At 53.7% G+C, this 17911-nt stretch carries 15 protein-coding genes, 1 tRNA gene and 1 pseudogene; 7 read left to right on the top strand and 10 right to left on the bottom strand.

Translation table 11 applies throughout. The annotated features are described in order from the left end of the window. Nucleotides 1–53: 53 nt before the first annotated feature. Genes yajC through queA form a run of 3 tightly spaced genes read right to left on the bottom strand, consistent with a single transcriptional unit; the run spans nt 54 to nt 2612 of the window. Entirely contained in the window at nt 54–389 is a 336-nt protein-coding gene (gene yajC, locus QFX16_RS05155) for a preprotein translocase subunit YajC (protein ID WP_008147715.1), read from the bottom strand. A 43-nt stretch (nt 390–432) separates the two neighbouring features. Continuing rightward, complete coding sequence (tgt, locus tag QFX16_RS05150) at nt 433–1548, bottom strand: tRNA guanosine(34) transglycosylase Tgt (RefSeq protein ID WP_283184523.1); 1116 nt, start codon at nt 1546–1548, stop codon at nt 433–435. A 14-nt stretch (nt 1549–1562) separates the two neighbouring features. Next, nucleotides 1563–2612 (bottom strand): tRNA preQ1(34) S-adenosylmethionine ribosyltransferase-isomerase QueA, encoded by a 1050-nt coding sequence (gene queA / locus QFX16_RS05145; protein ID WP_283183082.1) that lies wholly within the window; start codon nt 2610–2612, stop codon nt 1563–1565. A gap of 107 nt (nt 2613–2719) precedes the next feature. Here queA and QFX16_RS05140 point away from each other — a divergent pair. Both QFX16_RS05140 and QFX16_RS05135 read left to right on the top strand, forming a co-directional pair. Then, nucleotides 2720–2804 (top strand) — tRNA-Leu (locus QFX16_RS05140). A gap of 162 nt (nt 2805–2966) precedes the next feature. Further along, nucleotides 2967–3296, top strand: a complete 330-nt coding sequence (locus QFX16_RS05135) for a hypothetical protein (protein ID WP_283183081.1) — start codon at nt 2967–2969, stop codon at nt 3294–3296. Nucleotides 3297–3491: 195 nt separating this feature from the next. Here the strand turns inward: QFX16_RS05135 and QFX16_RS05130 are convergent, their stop codons facing one another. The 3 genes from QFX16_RS05130 to QFX16_RS05120 are packed head-to-tail and all read right to left on the bottom strand — an operon-like array spanning nt 3492 to nt 8223. Continuing rightward, nucleotides 3492–5879 (bottom strand): AAA family ATPase, encoded by a 2388-nt coding sequence (locus QFX16_RS05130; RefSeq protein ID WP_283183080.1) that lies wholly within the window; start codon nt 5877–5879, stop codon nt 3492–3494. Beyond that, nucleotides 5872–6573 (bottom strand): ABC-three component system middle component 1, encoded by a 702-nt coding sequence (locus tag QFX16_RS05125; RefSeq protein ID WP_283183079.1) that lies wholly within the window; start codon nt 6571–6573, stop codon nt 5872–5874. The genes QFX16_RS05130 and QFX16_RS05125 overlap by 8 nt, the downstream gene beginning before the upstream one ends. A gap of 3 nt (nt 6574–6576) precedes the next feature. Further along, nucleotides 6577–8223, bottom strand: coding sequence for an ABC-three component system protein (locus QFX16_RS05120; protein WP_283183078.1), 1647 nt, complete (start codon nt 8221–8223; stop codon nt 6577–6579). A 674-nt stretch (nt 8224–8897) separates the two neighbouring features. Between QFX16_RS05120 and QFX16_RS05115 the strand changes: the two genes are divergently transcribed. Next, entirely contained in the window at nt 8898–9209 is a 312-nt protein-coding gene (locus QFX16_RS05115) for a DUF3077 domain-containing protein (RefSeq protein WP_283183077.1), read from the top strand. A gap of 350 nt (nt 9210–9559) precedes the next feature. Here QFX16_RS05115 and QFX16_RS05110 read toward each other — a convergent pair. Next, nucleotides 9560–9634: pseudogene (locus QFX16_RS05110) on the bottom strand (PH domain-containing protein); the annotation flags it as partial. A gap of 12 nt (nt 9635–9646) precedes the next feature. Further along, complete coding sequence (locus QFX16_RS05105; RefSeq protein WP_283183076.1) at nt 9647–10006, bottom strand: potassium channel family protein; 360 nt, start codon at nt 10004–10006, stop codon at nt 9647–9649. A gap of 434 nt (nt 10007–10440) precedes the next feature. Between QFX16_RS05105 and QFX16_RS05100 the strand changes: the two genes are divergently transcribed. From QFX16_RS05100 to QFX16_RS05085, 4 genes are read left to right on the top strand one after another with little or no spacing between them, the layout of a single operon-like run. Next, on the top strand, nt 10441–10917 hold the full coding sequence (locus QFX16_RS05100) for a formate dehydrogenase subunit gamma (RefSeq protein WP_283183075.1): 477 nt from the start codon (nt 10441–10443) through the stop codon (nt 10915–10917). Next, nucleotides 10914–12470, top strand: coding sequence for a formate dehydrogenase beta subunit (locus tag QFX16_RS05095; protein WP_283183074.1), 1557 nt, complete (start codon nt 10914–10916; stop codon nt 12468–12470). Before QFX16_RS05100 ends, QFX16_RS05095 begins: the two co-directional genes overlap by 4 nt. Then, nucleotides 12467–15364, top strand: coding sequence for a formate dehydrogenase subunit alpha (fdhF, locus tag QFX16_RS05090; protein ID WP_283183073.1), 2898 nt, complete (start codon nt 12467–12469; stop codon nt 15362–15364). The genes QFX16_RS05095 and fdhF overlap by 4 nt, the downstream gene beginning before the upstream one ends. Further along, the gene (locus tag QFX16_RS05085; protein ID WP_095131521.1) at nt 15361–15582 is read left to right on the top strand and encodes a formate dehydrogenase subunit delta; all 222 of its coding nucleotides are present in this window, start codon (nt 15361–15363) and stop codon (nt 15580–15582) included. Before fdhF ends, QFX16_RS05085 begins: the two co-directional genes overlap by 4 nt. 267 nt (nt 15583–15849) lie before the next feature. Here the strand turns inward: QFX16_RS05085 and QFX16_RS05080 are convergent, their stop codons facing one another. Further along, nucleotides 15850–17196: a sensor histidine kinase gene (locus QFX16_RS05080; protein ID WP_283183072.1), complete on the bottom strand. Its 1347-nt coding sequence runs from the start codon at nt 17194–17196 to the stop codon at nt 15850–15852. Beyond that, nucleotides 17193–17903 carry a response regulator gene (locus tag QFX16_RS05075; protein WP_283183071.1) on the bottom strand — a complete coding sequence of 237 codons (711 nt, stop codon included), beginning with the start codon at nt 17901–17903 and terminating at the stop codon, nt 17193–17195. Before QFX16_RS05075 ends, QFX16_RS05080 begins: the two co-directional genes overlap by 4 nt. Nucleotides 17904–17911: the final 8 nt, after the last annotated feature.

Genomic DNA, 17911 nt, shown 5'->3' with positions numbered 1-17911 from the left:
GCTTATGACGCGGGGCGCCTTGCGCGCCCCGTCGATTGAGTAGAAGTTGAAACTTAGATCGCTTTCAGCGTGCCTTTTGGCAGCGTGGCGGCAATGGCGCCTTTCTGGAACTTCATTTCGATGGTGTCGGAAACTTCCAGAACAACGAAGTCGTCTGCCACTTTAGTGATCTTGCCGGCGATACCACCGGTGGTCACAACTTCGTCGCCTTTCTGCAGGCTGCTCAGCAGGTTTTTCTGCTCTTTGGCGCGCTTGGCCTGTGGACGCCAGATCATCAGGTAGAAGATGACCAGGAAACCGACCAGGAAAATCCACTCAAAACCGCCACCCATTGGGCCTGCAGCAGGTGCAGCAGCATCAGCCATGGCATTAGAGATAAAAAAGCTCATTTAGCACTCCAGTTGCAAATGTTGAATCTTGGGGTCAGGAAACTCAGTCCAAAGGCGGAACAGGAAGCCCGCGTTTGGCGTAGAAGGCATCGACAAAGGCGGCCAATGTACCCTGTTGAATAGCCTCGCGCAAACCAGCCATAAGCACCTGGTAATGGCGCAAATTGTGGATGGTATTCAACATGCTACCCAGCATTTCGCCGCACTTGTCCAGATGGTGCAGATAAGCACGGGAGAAGTTCTGGCAGGTGTAGCAATCGCAGGTCGGATCCAGCGGCGAATCATCATGGCGATGGAACGCGTTACGGATCTTCAGCACGCCTGTATCAATGAACAGATGCCCATTGCGGGCATTACGGGTTGGCATCACGCAATCGAACATGTCCACACCGCGGCGCACACCCTCAACCAGATCTTCCGGTTTGCCAACGCCCATAAGGTAACGAGGTTTGTCAGCCGGCATCTGACCTGGCAGGTAATCCAGAACCTTGATCATCTCGTGTTTCGGCTCGCCCACCGACAGACCGCCGATGGCCAGGCCATCGAAGCCGATATTGTCGAGACCTTCCAGGGAGCGCATGCGCAGATCCTGGTGCATGCCGCCCTGAACGATACCGAACAGCGCCGCCGTGTTGTCGCCATGCGCCTCTTTTGAACGCTTGGCCCAACGCAACGACAGCTCCATGGAAATACGCGCGACGTCTTCGTCAGCCGGGTATGGCGTGCATTCGTCGAAAATCATCACGATGTCCGAGCCCAAATCACGCTGGACCTGCATTGACTCTTCCGGGCCCATGAACACCTTGGCACCATCGACCGGAGAGGCGAAGGTCACGCCCTCCTCCTTGATCTTGCGCATCGCGCCGAGGCTGAACACCTGAAAACCGCCGGAGTCAGTCAGAATCGGGCCTTTCCACTGCATGAAATCGTGCAGGTCGCCGTGCTTCTTGATCACTTCGGTGCCAGGACGCAGCCACAAGTGAAAGGTGTTACCCAGAATGATTTCCGCGCCCGTGGCGGTGATATCCCGCGGCAACATGCCCTTGACGGTGCCGTAGGTGCCCACCGGCATGAAGGCCGGGGTCTCGACGGTACCGCGCGGGAAGGTCAAACGACCGCGACGAGCCTTGCCGTCGGTGGCAAGAAGCTCAAAAGACATGCGACTGGTGCGACTCATTCTGTTTCCTCAGGGCCACGTGGTGCGGGATTACGGGTGATAAACATCGCATCACCGTAGCTGAAAAAGCGGTAACCATGCTCAACGGCGGCTTTATAAGCGGCCATGGCTTCGGGATAACCGGCGAACGCCGAAACCAGCATCAACAGCGTGGATTCGGGCAAATGGAAGTTGGTGACCAGGGCGTCGACCACATGAAACGGGCGGCCCGGGTAGATAAAGATGTCGGTGTCACCACTGAACGGCTTGAGCACGCCATCGCGCGCGGCACTTTCCAGGGAGCGCACACTGGTGGTCCCCACGGCCACCACGCGACCACCGCGAGCGCGGCAGGCGGCAACCGCATCCACTACGTCCTGGCCGACTTCCAGCCATTCACTGTGCATGTGGTGGTCTTCGATCTTCTCGACGCGCACCGGCTGGAACGTGCCTGCGCCGACGTGCAAGGTCACGAATGCAGTCTCGACGCCCTTGGTGGCAATCGCCTCCATCAGCGGCTGATCGAAATGCAGCCCCGCCGTCGGCGCCGCTACCGCGCCCAAACGCTCGGCGTAGACCGTCTGATAACGCTCGCGGTCCGAGCCTTCATCCGGGCGGTCTATATAAGGAGGCAACGGCATATGCCCGACGCGATCGAGCAGCGGCAACACCTCTTCGGCAAAGCCCAGTTCAAACAGCGCATCGTGACGCGCCAGCATCTCGGCTTCGCCACCGCCGTCGATCAGAATCTTCGACCCCGGCTTCGGCGACTTGCTGGACCGCACATGGGCCAGCACCCGATGACTGTCGAGCACCCGTTCCACCAGGATTTCCAGCTTGCCGCCGGAAGCCTTCTGGCCAAACAGCCGCGCCGGAATCACCCGGGTATTGTTGAACACCATCAAATCGCCCGGGCGCAAATGCTCGAGCAAATCAGTGAATTGACGATGTGCCAGGGCGCCGCTGACCCCATCAAGGGTCAACAGGCGACTGTTGCGACGCTCCGCCAAAGGATGGCGAGCGATCAGCGAATCAGGGAGTTCGAAAGTAAAGTCAGCAACGCGCATGATGGGGTTCGTCTAGCAGGGGCCGGAAGTCTAGCCGAAATAGTGAAAATTCTCTATGTACCTGATTGACCGACGGTAATCTCATCTCTATACTTCGCCGCCATTGAGCCCTGATGGCGGAATTGGTAGACGCGGCGGATTCAAAATCCGTTTTCGCAAGAAGTGGGAGTTCGAGTCTCCCTCGGGGCACCAAAATTAAGAAAGGTCTTGCTTTGCAAGGCCTTTTTTTCGTCTGTAGAAAAGCCACTGCACCCCACCGCGTTCGCGTAGGGGCTGCCGAAGGCTGCGATCTTTTGATCTTGCTGCTCTTCCGCGCCTCCCGTACCGGTGAAACATTTCACAAGGATTCCCCCCATGGAATTGCTGCTGGAAACCGTCGCTCTGTTCTGCCTCAAGCTTGCTTATGAGACGGAGGATTCGAGTCCAATTCTTCGGGATGATCTGATGATGAGCGATTATGAGAAGGAGGTGTTTGGGTTGCTGGTGCGCAGGGGAGATGTTGAGGTGATTCAGATGAAAGTGGATGAGTGTCTGGGTTTGGCGCTGAATGCTATCGGTGGTGTTGATACAGTCCTGGGCCGCGAGCTGAATAGATTGGCGGCAGATTTCAGCGCTGCGCAGACGATGGGACAACTTGATGCCCCACTCTTCGCGCTGAAGGAATACTTAAAAGACATCCTGTAAATAATGGACCGCATATAGATGTAGGCTCGGCAAAAAAATCGAGCAGTCTTACCTTCTGCAAAATGCTGTACATACTTTAAAAGAGCCGTGGAGCAATCAGTGACTGCTGAAAATCGAGACCAGTTTGCTAACGTTTATTCGCCCAAAACCAGAGTTAAAAAATTTAACTCTTATTGTTAGGACGCCCCAAATTACTCAATTAAAGTCTTTCGAAATATTCTTCATATTTATACGCTCTACAGCTTTCCCAGCGCGATGCAATTTGTAGTTTACATAACTAGAAATCCGGGAATCATGAGTCGACAGTATTAATTGATGCCCACCAAACTCATACTTCAACAATTGGATTAAAGAAGCCATATTCACTTCATCCATTGACTGGACAGGATCATCAATTAAAAGCGCCTGTAATTTTGATGGATAAATCTTATTCATCGAGAGAGCAAAAGATATAATCAAGCCAGACAGTTGACCAGAACTCATGGTATACCAAGCATCATGCTCATCGTACTTACTCGAACAAAACCTTATATAAGGCACAGTTTCTTTTTTATTAGCATCTGGAGTTCTCAAAAATATACCGGTTCCCTCGGGACGAGTTTGCAACACTTTTGAACTATAAATATAGAATGGAATTGCTATTTGCGCCGCAATATTAGATTCGTGCTTCTGAATTTCTTGTTTGTACACCGCCGAAATTGTCGACAATTTATTTTTCTCGACAGTGAGATTTTCTATTTTTCTAGAAAGCAGCCTTCTTTTCTGCATACTAGCGCCAACAATAGAATTAGTATGATTTCTCTCTACCGAAGTAATAAACCTTAAATCCTTCAATAGATCTTCTTCAGTGATCGAACGTATTGCATCTTCACCCAACTCGAAATATCTAAGAGAGTTACGTATTACAGAAAACGGAGGTACATCACCTTCTATAGGATTTTTCAGTTGACCAATCATACTTTTTAATTTAATAAATCTTTCTGTATAGCTTAATGAAAAATCCGTAACCTTTCCATCAACTAGAAACGCATAATCAATCGACTGTCCATCAAGCCAATTTTGCACCTTCTTAAAATCACTGTATCTATCTAGATCAATAGCCTTTTGATCAAAAAAAGAAATAATATTATCATTAGAAAACTTCTTGTACTTATCAAGCATGACCTTGCACCTGGCAACAGTCGGCGCTATATAATTTTCAAAAATATAATCTTTCAGGTTTGCTATTGAAAAAACCCCACCCGAAGCCTGTTCCATAACAATCTTTTGATGCGACTCAATTTCCTCAATCAATTGAGGCAATCCACTTTCCTTTACAGCCCCGCACAGCGGACAACTAACTATCGAATGCGACTCCTCTTCCAATATTTTTTGATATGCATCGATGAGGCTTTTCCTACTTGACGCCATGCTCACTAACAGCGCCTTAATTCCTTTATTATGAGCCCGCTCATTCTGAAGATCAATTAACCGACTATTAATTAAATCAGCTGGAGGAAACTCCCTACTAATTAAATCAAGAAAAGCAACCCCTAGATTTTGATTATCATTTTCAGACGCATCAACGATATCCTGCAACCGTTTCAATCTAGCTTGAAGCCGTTGATGCTTTGCCCTAGTTCGATGCAAACGATTTATCTTAGAGTAATCATTTATCATTCCTAGCCGCAGAATATCATTAAGCTGTTGATCTCTACCTTGAAGCAACAGATCAACCCTATTACTAGATTTCAATTCTTCATAAGCTTCAGGCTTTTTAACACAAAACAATAAAATGTTAAGATTTTCCACAAGAGCAGAATAGCCAGCTGCAGTAAGACCTTTAGTGCTAAAGGTATCCGGCAGCCTCAACACTCCTGACGGATGTAACACACCTTCGTTCGGGTCTGTTTCTAGAGGTTTTATCGTCTTTAGCTGCGCATCAATTACACCTATAGAATCTTTGTATATTTTTATTTTAGAATCAATTATCTTTCTCAGCCTGTCTATTTTAAACAATTCATTCGACTGTGAAACCGTCCCAAACAGATGACTTAATTGCTTGTGCCGAGAACCCTCACTGTTATCTTTTAAAAAACCTGCAGTTTCTTCCTGCTGTATATAATGCTGAATATAAAACAAATCACTTATCGAATCCAACCCTATAAGCCTTTCAACAAAGCTATTATTTAAAGGAAGCCACTCATCATTTAGAAAGCTCGAGCACCTATAAGATCTTTCGATATTGATCTTGTAATCTTTAATTGATGCCTTAGCCCCTTTGATATTTTCAACAATCACAGATCGTATAAAATAAACTTCATCTGTCGCCGTGTTATTCAGCTCTAGTATTATTTCTGTTCTTCGGTCTCCTGCATTCTTGAGTAGATGGTTACTTTTAGCTTTAGAATCTGCCGAACCACCTGCCGCATCAATACGACTTATCCCTCCGGTAAAACTTATTTCAATAGCATCAAACAACGTTGTTTTCCCAAAACCATTGGGACCATCAAGTATCACTACATCCAGATCACAGAAATCTAAAACAATCTCCTTGCTTATCGACTTGAAATTATCAACCGTTAACCTTCCTAGTTTAAACATCTTCGCCACCTTCTATAGAAGCTATCCATGCATCAACTAAAACCTGATCATCTTCTACAACATTTAATAACACCATACACTCTTCATGCAGTTGGATTTTTTTGAGTTGTGCTTCAATCTCAAAAGATAAATTTATCTGCTTTTCAGGACTCAAGCTATAAGTTAAAAATGGAATCTTCGTATATAGTTTTGATATCACTCGAAACAAAACATCATCATCTCGCTCACGAAAATTTATGAAGCGAGCATAATTTTGCATTACAAGAGCCAACGCATCTCCAATACTATCTGGCTTATCTACTATCAACGCTTGATTTAAAGACACTAGTTCTTCTTCGTTATATACGATAAGACTTTTCTTAAAAAAATATGGATTCTCCTCAATTTCGGAGATTTTACGATTTACAACTCCTTGTGATTTTGCATCACCTTTGTATTCGTATTTTTTAAGCAAAACCAAATTTGTGTTTTTTTCAGCACCATCTGTAAGATTAAAAAACTCATTTAAGGTTGCATGTAATTCAGCCTGCAGCGGGTCTATATCTGAAGCTTTTCGATGCGTTATATCTGCAACAATAAAAAACTCATCTTGGACGTCCCCTTCTTTTATGTACAACACTGAATTCTCATTAACAATCGTATTTGACTTCATATAACCAAAAGCGTTAAATATTAAATTTATTATATCAATCATAACTCACTCATTAATTTTTTTTAATGCTTTATTAATTGTTATCAACTTAGTCATTAATTTTTCTGTAAAAACTGGATACGCAGGACGATCATCCACAAAATCGTCCCCTATAGCTGGTGGTTGGATTGTTTTATTCTCAGGCCCACCGTCTTCAGCTTTGATTGTTATATAATGATAATTGTAAATCAATGCATCAGTGAATGCGTCCACTGCGCATGCCTTAGTAATAGCCAGAGATAAACGGTTGTAAATATTGTCAGGCCTACCAGGCACCGACTCAATATCTATAAAACTTGGCGAATAGCGAAAATTTTTAGCACACACAGGATGGAAGTTTTCTAACGGGGAGTTAACACCAAGTATAAAATTTAAAAAAACCTTCACAAAATCAGTTGCAGAAAATATTCTCTGATAGTACGTTTCAAACGGCGCCATTCTCTTTATCTGAGGCGAGCATTGTTGCAGCTTAGTGTGTATCTCACTAATTGACAACTTGGACACCACCGTAGAACGGTAGTGTCTGAGCGCGAGCAACTTTCGTTCAAGATCTTTGTAAATCGGCGACTCCTGCTCTTCCTCATAATCAGTTACAGCATCTAAAACCTGCAGTTCGTATCGATCGAGTGCATCCTCTAAAAACAGTTTAGACAACAACTCAAAATATTCATCGTTCTGGACACGCACATCTTTATTCAGCACTTCAAGAATAGTACTGAACATAAGCGGATTTACTTTTTTTGAGTACTTCCCCTCGGCAATTTCTGCCTCACCAAGTTGCTTATGCCTATTCTGAATATGTAACTCTATCTCAAACAACAGAGCACTTTTATAGCAATCAAAACCGGCATCTGCAATCAACGTATATTCGTCAGGAGAGATTATTTTTTTTATATTTATTATGAGTTTTTTTATCTCAACATTTAACTCATCATCCTTAAGTACAATTTGGAAATCCATAGCTGATGTCTTGACTACATGAATCTTATGATATTCAAGACTTTTCCCAGTTAGCGCCAACACGATCTCGGGTGATGACCACTTATATTTTTGTAGCAGACGAGTGGGAGCTGAGATTTCTTGATATGTATGAATATAGTTAGGAACCATATTCTTATAAGCACTTTCGTGCAGTATCGCATGTTCATGCAAGCATTTAGAAATTGCTCTTTGATATTTTTCAGAAAGCTTAGAAATTTTTCCTCGCCAATCAGAAGCTAAGAAACCACCGCTCAAAAGCACACCTTGCAAATTCAACTCAACTATAGCTTCATCTGTTTCTTTTTCGAGCGCTTTAAAACCCGCCACATCTAAATAATTTTGAATATCAGACCTTGCGACTGCTCCTAATTTTCGTGTAAGAATCGTGTCTATCGCATCTTTGTAAGAGCCAAATCTAGAGTCCTTGTAGTGTTTCACTTGATGCAGCGATATATATTCATCGCCCTTTTTAATTGAAAAATCCTCGATCCATTCATACTCTAAAGAATAATCACTCATGAAAGAAGTCATATCATCTAAATCTAGCTTTTGCCCCAACTCCTTATGGATCAGACTGAGCGCGACATATAGCCCTACTTTACCTTGGTAGTTAAAACCATTCCAAGAAGGTGTAGCATCATGCAGTGTAGACTTGCTTTCGCGCTCTTCCATTTGCGTTAATTACCCCATCGGAATTTGAATCATTATATGCCTGACATTACGACACATCAGGACGTGATGTCAAACTGACTCCACACTAATTCGCAACGCCAGTCGCGCCATCTGCATTTATTAGAAAAATAATTTTCGCTAAAAACATTAGCAACAATTTTTCATTAACGCGATTAGTTATATATTAAAAGCAACACAGCTGCAGATCATTAGCGAGAGTCTAGTGACTCTGAGAATATGTGACGATGCATAGGTTCCTGCATAAGACTTTGGGCAAGGAGTTTTGGTGCTTGCAGGGTAGGAAACTGCACGCTACTCTTCCGTCCGTCGCTGCCAATTCAGCGACCGGGTGTGGAAACCCGTGTAATTCAAGGCGCAACAGCGCCCCCATCACGTCTGCCGGCGCTTTTTTTATGCCTGCGGCGTGAGTTATGGCGGCTGTGCGTGGGACGTCTTCGGGCGTGCCGGTTTCCTTGATTCCCGGTTTTCCACCCTGCGCACAGCTGTCACCCATTCGTGTGGAAACGAATGTGGCAGCTCCCCATATCAAGGAGTCTGATAATGCGCAGCATCAATCCGTACAAAACTTGGCTTTTCCCTCAACGCGACTCCCAGTTGCGTAATGCCCCACCATCCACCCTCTCCCACCACATCTCCCTCATCGGAGGTGGCCAATGACCGATCAACCCGAACTCAAAACCATCGGCCTAACACCCGCCATCTACTGCGCGGATCAAGCCCTATTCCACGTCACTCGCGGCGTCCCCCTCGGCGATGCGTTATCAATGGCTTCTGACTTTCTGTTCCTCGCCAAGAAGCTGACCGAAGATGCTGCCTACGCCACAGATACCGACCGCCACGCCTGGGCCGCGCATTATTTGACGGCGATGAGCAAGGCGGTGGTGGATGATGCGGTGAAGGTGCTGAATCGGAATCGGGACAATGAGATGGCGTCTAAGCGGGCGGGGGCGAAGGCTGAGGGGTAGTGGGCGCGCCAGGATAGCTTTTGGTTTCAAGAGTTAGGCGTGATGTTGTGGGAGCGGGTTTGGTTGCGGTGGGTGTGGTGTTCAGCGGGATAGGTGGATGCCTTGCGTTTTTCGCGAGCGAGCTCGTTCCTACAAGGGATTGTGGTCACTTCAGGGTTTTGCGTTGGTTGGGCTGGCGCTATCGCGAGCAGGCTCGCTCCCACAGGGGTTGTGTGTGGTGGCTGGCATTCAGGATTGGCCCCGAGGTTTTTCGGGGCTTTTTATTTTTCGGCTCAGGGTGAATGAGCTTCGGTTTACAGCGGGATAGATCAACGCATCTGCTCCCTGAATGGCCCACTGATCTGACACTCCCGTTTGTTAGTAAACACCACGCCGTCGCGCATGGATTTGCAGGAGTCGATGACTTGCTCCCCTTCCAGTAGCAACCAAGCATGACTTCACGCCGTCGGCTTACCCGGCTCTTTCTGCCCCGACGCCCGCACTGCAACCTCAATCGCCCGAACACTGATTGCCGCAAATATCGCAGTCATCAGCACCCCGTTGAACCCCAGAAAAATCGCCAGAACCCGCGAGGCGCCAAGTTTCGGCACGAGCTCTCCATAACCAATGGTCAAACCGGTCACGAAGCCGAAATAGATGCCGTCAAAAGGATCCCATCCCTCCAGGTGGCTGATGATAAGGCCGAACAGCACGATCAGAAAAAACAGTATGGAAAAGATCGGCCAGACAACGCGCAAGTAGAACCCGATTGCTTTGAAGAATTCTCGACGGACGTGCGATGCATGAGTGGGCTTCATGTCATGGGCTTCCTGAGGTTTGCCTGAGCGGTAGGCGTATTAACACTCCATCAGCTTGGCACAAGCGCCGGAAACTGGTGACCAACTGTGTAGTGGTCAACTAATTCCGGACACCTCGATAGGTGACTTCGACGCCATCGACCATTCAGGGACGACGCCTCGGGCCGCACTCTTCTAGACTCAATAGAAGGTCGTAGAAAGAACCGAACACGTCGCTTTGGTGCAGATGAATCAAAAGCAGCGTGGCAAGCTGCCTTAATGCCCTTATAGAGGTGCGGCGAAGACCGCGCCGGGCACAACAAGATGCCCGCTCAGGGTGCCCTGGCCAACGGCCTGAAATTGCCACGATACCGTGACGTGGTGTGAGTGCCGCAGCCGACACTTTCGGACGAACGACAACCATCTGGTTTGTCCGTGACCGTGAGGAATGCTGTATGCCTGATGAGATGTTGCACCTGCCTATGGTCAACAGCCTGCTGGAGCGCCACAAACGCTCCCCGGGCGCGCTGTTGCCCATTCTTCATGAGATTCAGGAGGGCATCGGTTACATCCCCGATGCCGCCATCCCCGAGATTGCCCACGCGCTAAACCTGAGTCAGGCCGAGGTTCGCGGGGTGATCAGCTTCTACCATGACTTCCGCACCGCGCCTCCGGCCCGGCATATCCTGCGTCTGTGCCGGGCCGAGTCCTGCAAGAGCCGCGGCGCCGAGCAGCTCGCCGCGCAATTGCGCGAACGCCTGCAACTCGACGACCACGGCAGCAGCGCCGACGGCAACATCAGCCTGCGCCCGGTGTATTGCCTCGGCGCCTGCGCCTGCTCGCCAGCCCTGGAGTTGGATGGTCAGGTGTATGCGCGGCTCAGTGCCGAGCGTCTGGATGCCTTGCTCGACGCTTGCCGGGAGGACGCATGATGCCGACTCTTTATCTGTCCGCTGACTCTCTGGCCCGTGCCGTGGGCGCCGATGAGGTGGCCTTGGCCCTTGCCAATCAGTCCCCAGAAAGCAATCTGGACCTGCAACGCACCAGCTCTCGCGGCCTGTATTGGCTGGAACCACTGCTGGAAGTGGACAGCCCGCAAGGACGGATCGGCTTCGGCCCGCTGACCGCCGCCGATGTGCCATCCGTGCTCGAAGCCCTGCAAGGCGAGCCGTCCACCCATCCACTGGCCTTGGGCCTGGTGGAAGAGCTGCCATATCTGAAGACTCAACAACGCCTGCTGTTCGCCCGCGCCGGTATTACCCGGCCGCTGTCGCTGGACGATTACCGGGCCCACGGCGGCTTCGAGGGCTTGACCCAAGCCATCGCCCTGGGCGGCGAGCAGACCGCGACCGCGGTGTTCGATTCGGGCCTGCGTGGCCGTGGCGGCGCAGCCTTCCCGGCCGGGATCAAATGGCGCACGGTGCGCGCCACTCAGGCGGCGCAAAAGTACATTGTGTGCAACGCCGACGAAGGCGACTCCGGCACCTTTGCTGACCGCATGTTGATGGAAGGCGACCCCTTCCTGCTGATCGAAGGCATGGCCATTGCCGGCATCACCGTCGGCGCCAGCTACGGCTACATCTACGTGCGCTCGGAATATCCACAAGCCGTGGCGACACTGCGCGAGGCACTGAACATTGCCCGATCCGCCGGTTACCTCGGCGCCAATGTCGGCGGCAGCGGTCAGGCATTCGATATGGAAGTGCGAGTCGGTGCCGGCGCTTACATCTGCGGTGAGGAAACCGCGCTGCTGGACTCTCTCGAAGGCAAGCGCGGGATCGTTCGCGCCAAGCCGCCTATCCCCGCGTTGCAGGGCCTGTTTGGCTTGCCGACCCTGGTGCACAACGTGCTGACCCTGGCCTCGGTGCCGCTGATTCTGGCCAAGGGCGCGCAGTTTTATCGCGATTACGGCATGGGCCGTTCCCTCGGCACGATGCCTTTCCAGCTGGCGGGCAATATTCGTCATGGCGGTTTGGTGGAACGGGCCTTTGGCCTGACCCTTCGGGAACTGGTGGAAGACTACGGCGGTGGCACCGCGAGTGGCCGACCGCTGAAGGCCGCCCAGGTCGGTGGCCCCCTCGGCGCCTGGGTGCCGCCAAGTCAATTCGACACGCCGCTGGATTACGAAGCCTTCGCCGCCATCGGCGCCATGCTCGGTCACGGCGGTGTGGTGGTGGCTGACGACAGCCTGGACATGGCCCACATGGCGCGCTTCGCCATGCAGTTCTGCGCCGAGGAATCCTGTGGAAAATGCACCCCATGCCGCATCGGCTCGACCCGGGGCGTGGAGGTGATCGACCGTCTGCTGGCCGCACCTGACCAGAACGGTCGCGATGAGCAGGTGATCATCCTCAAGGACCTGTGCGACACCCTGCAATACGGTTCGCTGTGCGCGTTGGGCGGCATGGTCTCTTTTCCGGTAGCCAGCGCCCTCAAGCACTTCCCCGCCGACTTCGGTCTGCAACCTTCGGAGGCCGACCAATGATCACTCTCTTCGACCCTGCCACAGATATCGATCTAGGCGCTCTTGACCTTGGAACCCCGGCCCGCCACAGCCAGGTGCAGGTCACCCTGAACATCGACGGCCGCAGCATCAGCGTGCCCGAAGGCACTTCGGTGATGCGCGCCGCTGCGCTGCTGGGCACCACCATTCCCAAACTGTGTGCCACCGACAGCCTGGAAGCCTTCGGCTCCTGCCGCATGTGCCTGGTGGAGATCGACGGCATGCGCGGCTACCCGGCGTCTTGCACTACGCCGGTCAGCGAAGGCATGAGCGTGTACACCCAGACGCCGAAGCTCGCGACCCTGCGCCGCAACGTTATGGAGCTGTACATCTCCGATCACCCGCTGGACTGCCTGACCTGCTCGGCCAACGGCAACTGCGAACTGCAAACCGTCGCCGGCCAGGTCGGCCTGCGGGAAGTGCGTTACGGCTATGAAGGCGACAACCATCTGGCCGACACGAAAGACACTTCCAACCCCTACTTCGACTACGACCCGAGCAAGTGCATCGTCTGCAACCGCTGCGTGCGCGCCTGCGAAGAAACCCAGGGCACCTTTGCCCTGACCATTACCGGGCGCGGTTTCGAATCCCGGGTCGCGGCCGCCGGTGGCGAAAACTTCCTCGACTCGGAGTGCGTGTCCTGCGGCGCCTGTGTGCAAGCCTGCCCCACCGCGACCTTGATGGAAAAAAGCGTGGTCGAACTGGGTCAGCCGGAACGCAGCGTGATCACCACCTGTGCCTATTGCGGCGTGGGCTGCTCGTTCCGGGCCGAGATGAAAGGCGACCAACTGGTGCGCATGGTTCCGGACAAGAACGGCCAGGCCAACCACGGCCACTCTTGCGTCAAAGGGCGCTTTGCCTGGGGCTACGCCACCCACCCGGATCGCATCACCAAGCCGATGATCCGCCAGCACATCAACGATCCTTGGCAGGAAGTCAGCTGGGATGAAGCGGTGACCTACGCCGCCAGCGAATTCCGCCGACTGCAGCAGAAATACGGCCGCGACTCCATTGGTGGCATCACCTCCAGCCGCTGCACCAACGAAGAAACCTATCTGGTGCAAAAACTGGTGCGCGCCGCGTTCGGCAACAACAACGTCGACACCTGTGCGCGGGTCTGCCACTCGCCGACCGGCTATGGCCTGAAACAAACCCTTGGCGAGTCCGCCGGCACCCAGAGTTTCGACTCGGTGATGCAGGCCGACGTGATCCTGGTGATGGGCGCCAACCCCAGCGACGCCCACCCGGTGTTCGCCTCCCAGCTCAAACGCCGCCTGCGTGAAGGCGCGCGACTGATCGTCATCGACCCACGACGCATTGATCTGGTGGACTCGGTGCATGCCCGCGCCGAACTGCACTTGGCCCTGCGCCCGGGCACCAACGTCGCCATGCTCAACGCACTGGCCCATGTCATCGTCACCGAAGGCCTGCTCAATCAGCCCTTCATCGACGCTCGTTGCGAGGGAACGGATTTCGCCCACTGGAGCGAGTTCGTCAGCCGCGCGGAAAACTCGCCGGAAGTCCTTGGCCCCATCTGCGGCGTAGACGCTGCCGACATCCGTGCCGCCGCCCGTCTGTATGCCACTGGCGGCAACGCGGCGATCTACTACGGCCTGGGCGTCACCGAGCACAGCCAGGGCAGCACCGCGGTCATGGGCATCGCCAACCTGGCCATGGCCACCGGCAACATCGGCCGCGAAGGCGTGGGCGTGAACCCACTGCGTGGACAGAACAACGTTCAGGGTTCCTGCGACATGGGCTCCTTCCCCCATGAGCTGCCCGGTTACCGACACATTTCCAACGAGGTGGTACGGGCACAGTTCGAACAAGCCTGGAACGTCACCCTGCAACCCGACCCGGGCCTGCGCATCCCCAACATGTTCGAGGCTGCTTTGGGCGGCAGCTTCAAGGGCTTGTATTGCCAGGGCGAAGACATCGCCCAAAGCGACCCCAATACCCAGCACGTCACCGCGGCGCTGTCGGCCATGGAATGCGTGGTGGTGCAGGATATTTTCCTCAACGAAACCGCCAAGTTCGCCCACGTGTTCCTGCCGGGCAGCTCGTTCCTGGAAAAAGACGGCACCTTCACCAACGCCGAGCGGCGCATCTCTCGGGTGCGCAAAGTCATGGAACCGCTGGGTGGCAAGGCCGACTGGGAAGGCACGGTGGCCCTGGCCAACGCTCTGGGCTACCCGATGAACTACCAGCACCCGTCAGAAATCATGGATGAAATCGCCAGCCTGACGCCGACCTTCACCAACGTCAGCTACACCGAACTGGATCGCCACGGCAGCCTGCAATGGCCGTGCAACGCAGCGGCACCGGACGGCACGCCGACCATGCACATCGATGAATTTGTACGCGGCAAGGGGCGTTTCATGCTCACCGGCTATGTGCCCACCGAGGAAAAGGTCAACAATCGCTATCCGCTTCTGCTGACCACCGGGCGCATCCTCAGCCAGTACAACGTCGGCGCCCAGACCCGGCGTACCGAAAACGTCGCCTGGCACGACGAAGACCGTCTGGAAATCCACCCGACCGACGCCGAGAGCCGTGGCATCAACGAAGGTGACTGGGTCGGCATCGGCAGCCGCGCCGGACAGACCGTACTGCGTGCGCGGGTCACCGAACGGGTCGCCCCGGGCGTGGTGTACACCACTTTCCACTTCCCTGAGTCGGGGGCCAACGTCATCACCACCGACAACTCCGACTGGGCCACCAACTGTCCGGAGTACAAGGTCACCGCCGTGGAAGTCAGCCGCGTCTACCACCCTTCCGAGTGGCAAAAACGCTATCAGGAATTTAGTGACAACCAACAACGCTTGCTCGACGAACGCCGCCAGGCGCGTGGCTCTAAAGCCGAGGTACGCCGATGAGCACTGAAAATCTGATCAAAATGGCCAATCAGATCGCCCAGTACTTCGCCAGCCAACCGGACCAGCAACAGGCCGTACTCGGCGTGCGTAATCATCTGCAGATGTACTGGACGCCTGGTATGCGCAAGGAGTTGCTGGCCTGGCAGACGGAGCATCAGGGGGCAGATTTGCATCCACTGGCTCAGGCAGCGGTCAGTGGGGCGGGCTGGGAGGCTTAGGTTCAGATGATCCCTTGGTCTGTGAAGACAGGCCAAGGGGCTAATGTCGATCAGTTAAGCAAAACGCGATTCGTAGCAGCTGGCGAAGCCTGCGTTCGGCTGCGCAGCAGTCGTGAAATCAGCCGATGCGGTGTTTCAGGACGACCGCAAACTCAGGTTTTACGACTGCTGCGCAGCCGAACGCAGGCTTCGCCAGCTGCTACAAAGTTTGCGTTGCGGCTGAAATGGCTTAACTGATCGGCATTAGCCAAGGGGCGTTTCATGACTTCACGCTGCCGGATGCACCGGCAACACCACCAACGCCTCCAACCCACCCGTCGACCGATTACGCAGTGTCAGCTCGCCTCCGTGTTCCAGCACAATCGCCCGCGCCGCCGATAACCCCAAACCAACACCCCCCGTGCTTTTGTTCCGCGACCCCTCCATTCTGAAGAACGGTGCAAAAACCTGTTCAAGACTGGACTCAGGAATACCCGGCCCACGATCCAGTACGTTGATCCTCACCTCCCCGGCTCCGGGGATCAGTTCAATCCCCGGTTCATTACCGTACTTGATCGCGTTATCCAGCAGATTGGTCATCACCCGCTTAAGCCCCAACGGTCGCCCGAAATACACCCACCGCAGCGGCCCGCTGAACGTAATGTCGACTCCCTGATCGCGATAATCATCCAGCAACGTTTGCAGCAGTTCCGCCAGATCAAACTGGGTCGCCGGCTCAAGCCGGGCGTCATCGCGGAAGAACTCCAACGCCGAGTTGATCATCGCCTGCATTTCATCCACATCACGAAACAACCGCTGCTGTTGCTCGCTGTCCTCGATGAATTCGCCCCGCAAGCGCATCCGCGTCAGGGGCGCGCGCAGGTCGTGGGAGATGGCGGCGAGCATTTGCGTGCGGTCGCGGATGAAGTGCTGCAACTGGGCCTGCATGGCGTTGAATGCGAGGATGGCCTGGCGAATTTCCTGTGGGCCCAGCGGTTCGATGGGCGGTGCGCGGAAGTCCACGCCGAAGCGTCGGGCACCGTCGGCAAAGTGCTGCAAAGGTGTGGCGAGGCGCCGGGTGGCGATCAGTGCGACCAGTGCGGTGGAGATCAGCACCAGCAGGATCACGATCAGGTAGCGTGGCGTTTCGTCGAGGCCCCAACTGCGTGAGGGCGCGGAGAACATCAGCCAGGACGAATCCGATAGCTCGATCAGCAGCGCGTAACGTGCGTCCGCCGTGTGCTCCGTCCAGTCGGCCGGTTCATAGGCTTCGATGCGCCGGTCAGGGGCTCTGAGCATCGGCTGCAAGATGGTCGAGCCGATGCCGGACTTCGGATCGTCCACGGTCGGCAGATTGAGATCGTGCCGATCAGGGTGCCAACTGACGGTGAAGCCATTCTCGCTGGCGGCTTGCGCCAACGGATTGCGCAGGGGCGCCGGAGCGGCCTCGATGACGCGGCTGATGGCCGCGGCTTTTTCCAGCAGACCGGTTTCGGTCAACGGCGGACGGGCCCACACGCCGGCCAGTTGGATAAACAGCCCGTTGAGTGCCAATGAAATGAGCATGGCCAAAATGATCGTCAATGCGATCCAGCGCGCCACCGTATCCCGACGAATCCGCTTCAGCCAGCTCATCGCCGCGTCACGCTGGGCGTGAACAGGTAACCGCCATTGCGCACGGTGCGAATCATCGCCGGTCGTTTGGTGTCGGACTCGAGTTTGCGCCGCAGGCGGCTGACTTGAACGTCGATGCTGCGATCAAAAGCGTCATGGCAATGCCCGCGCGCCAGGTCCAGCAATTGCTCGCGGGTGAGAATGCGCTGCGGGTGTTCGACGAAGACCAGCAGCAAGTCAAACTCACCGGCCGACAGCGGAATCATCACGTTGTCCGGCGAACGCAGCTCCCGACGCGTAACGTCCAGGTGCCAGTCGGCGAAGTCGATCAGCGGCCGTGGCCGTTCCTGCGATACCGGACTGCGCTCGTCCACGCGGCGCAGCACGGCGCGCACTCTGGCCAGCAGCTCACGGGCGTCGAAGGGTTTGGTCAGGTAATCGTCGGCGCCCAGTTCCAGGCCAACGACCCGGTCGCTGAGTTCGCCCATGGCGGTCAGCATGATCACCGGTATTGCGTGTCGGATCCGCAGTTGCTGGCACAGGATCAGCCCGCTGTCCCCCGGCAACATCACATCAAGAATGATCAGGTCTGGCGGCTGGCGCTCGATGGCCGCCCACAGCGACGGGCCGTCGGTGGCGACCTCGACGCTGTAGCCGTGCTGCACGAAGAATTTTTTCAGTAGATCGAGGACTTCAAGGTCGTCGTCCACAATTAAAAGGCTGTTCACCGAAGGTC

Origin of the sequence: Pseudomonas svalbardensis, assembly GCF_030053115.1 — a bacterium.
GTDB classification, from domain to species: Bacteria; Pseudomonadota; Gammaproteobacteria; order Pseudomonadales; family Pseudomonadaceae; genus Aquipseudomonas; species Aquipseudomonas svalbardensis.
The sequence above is the reverse complement of the archived record's forward strand: the minus strand, read 5'-3'. Positions and strand labels throughout refer to the sequence as shown.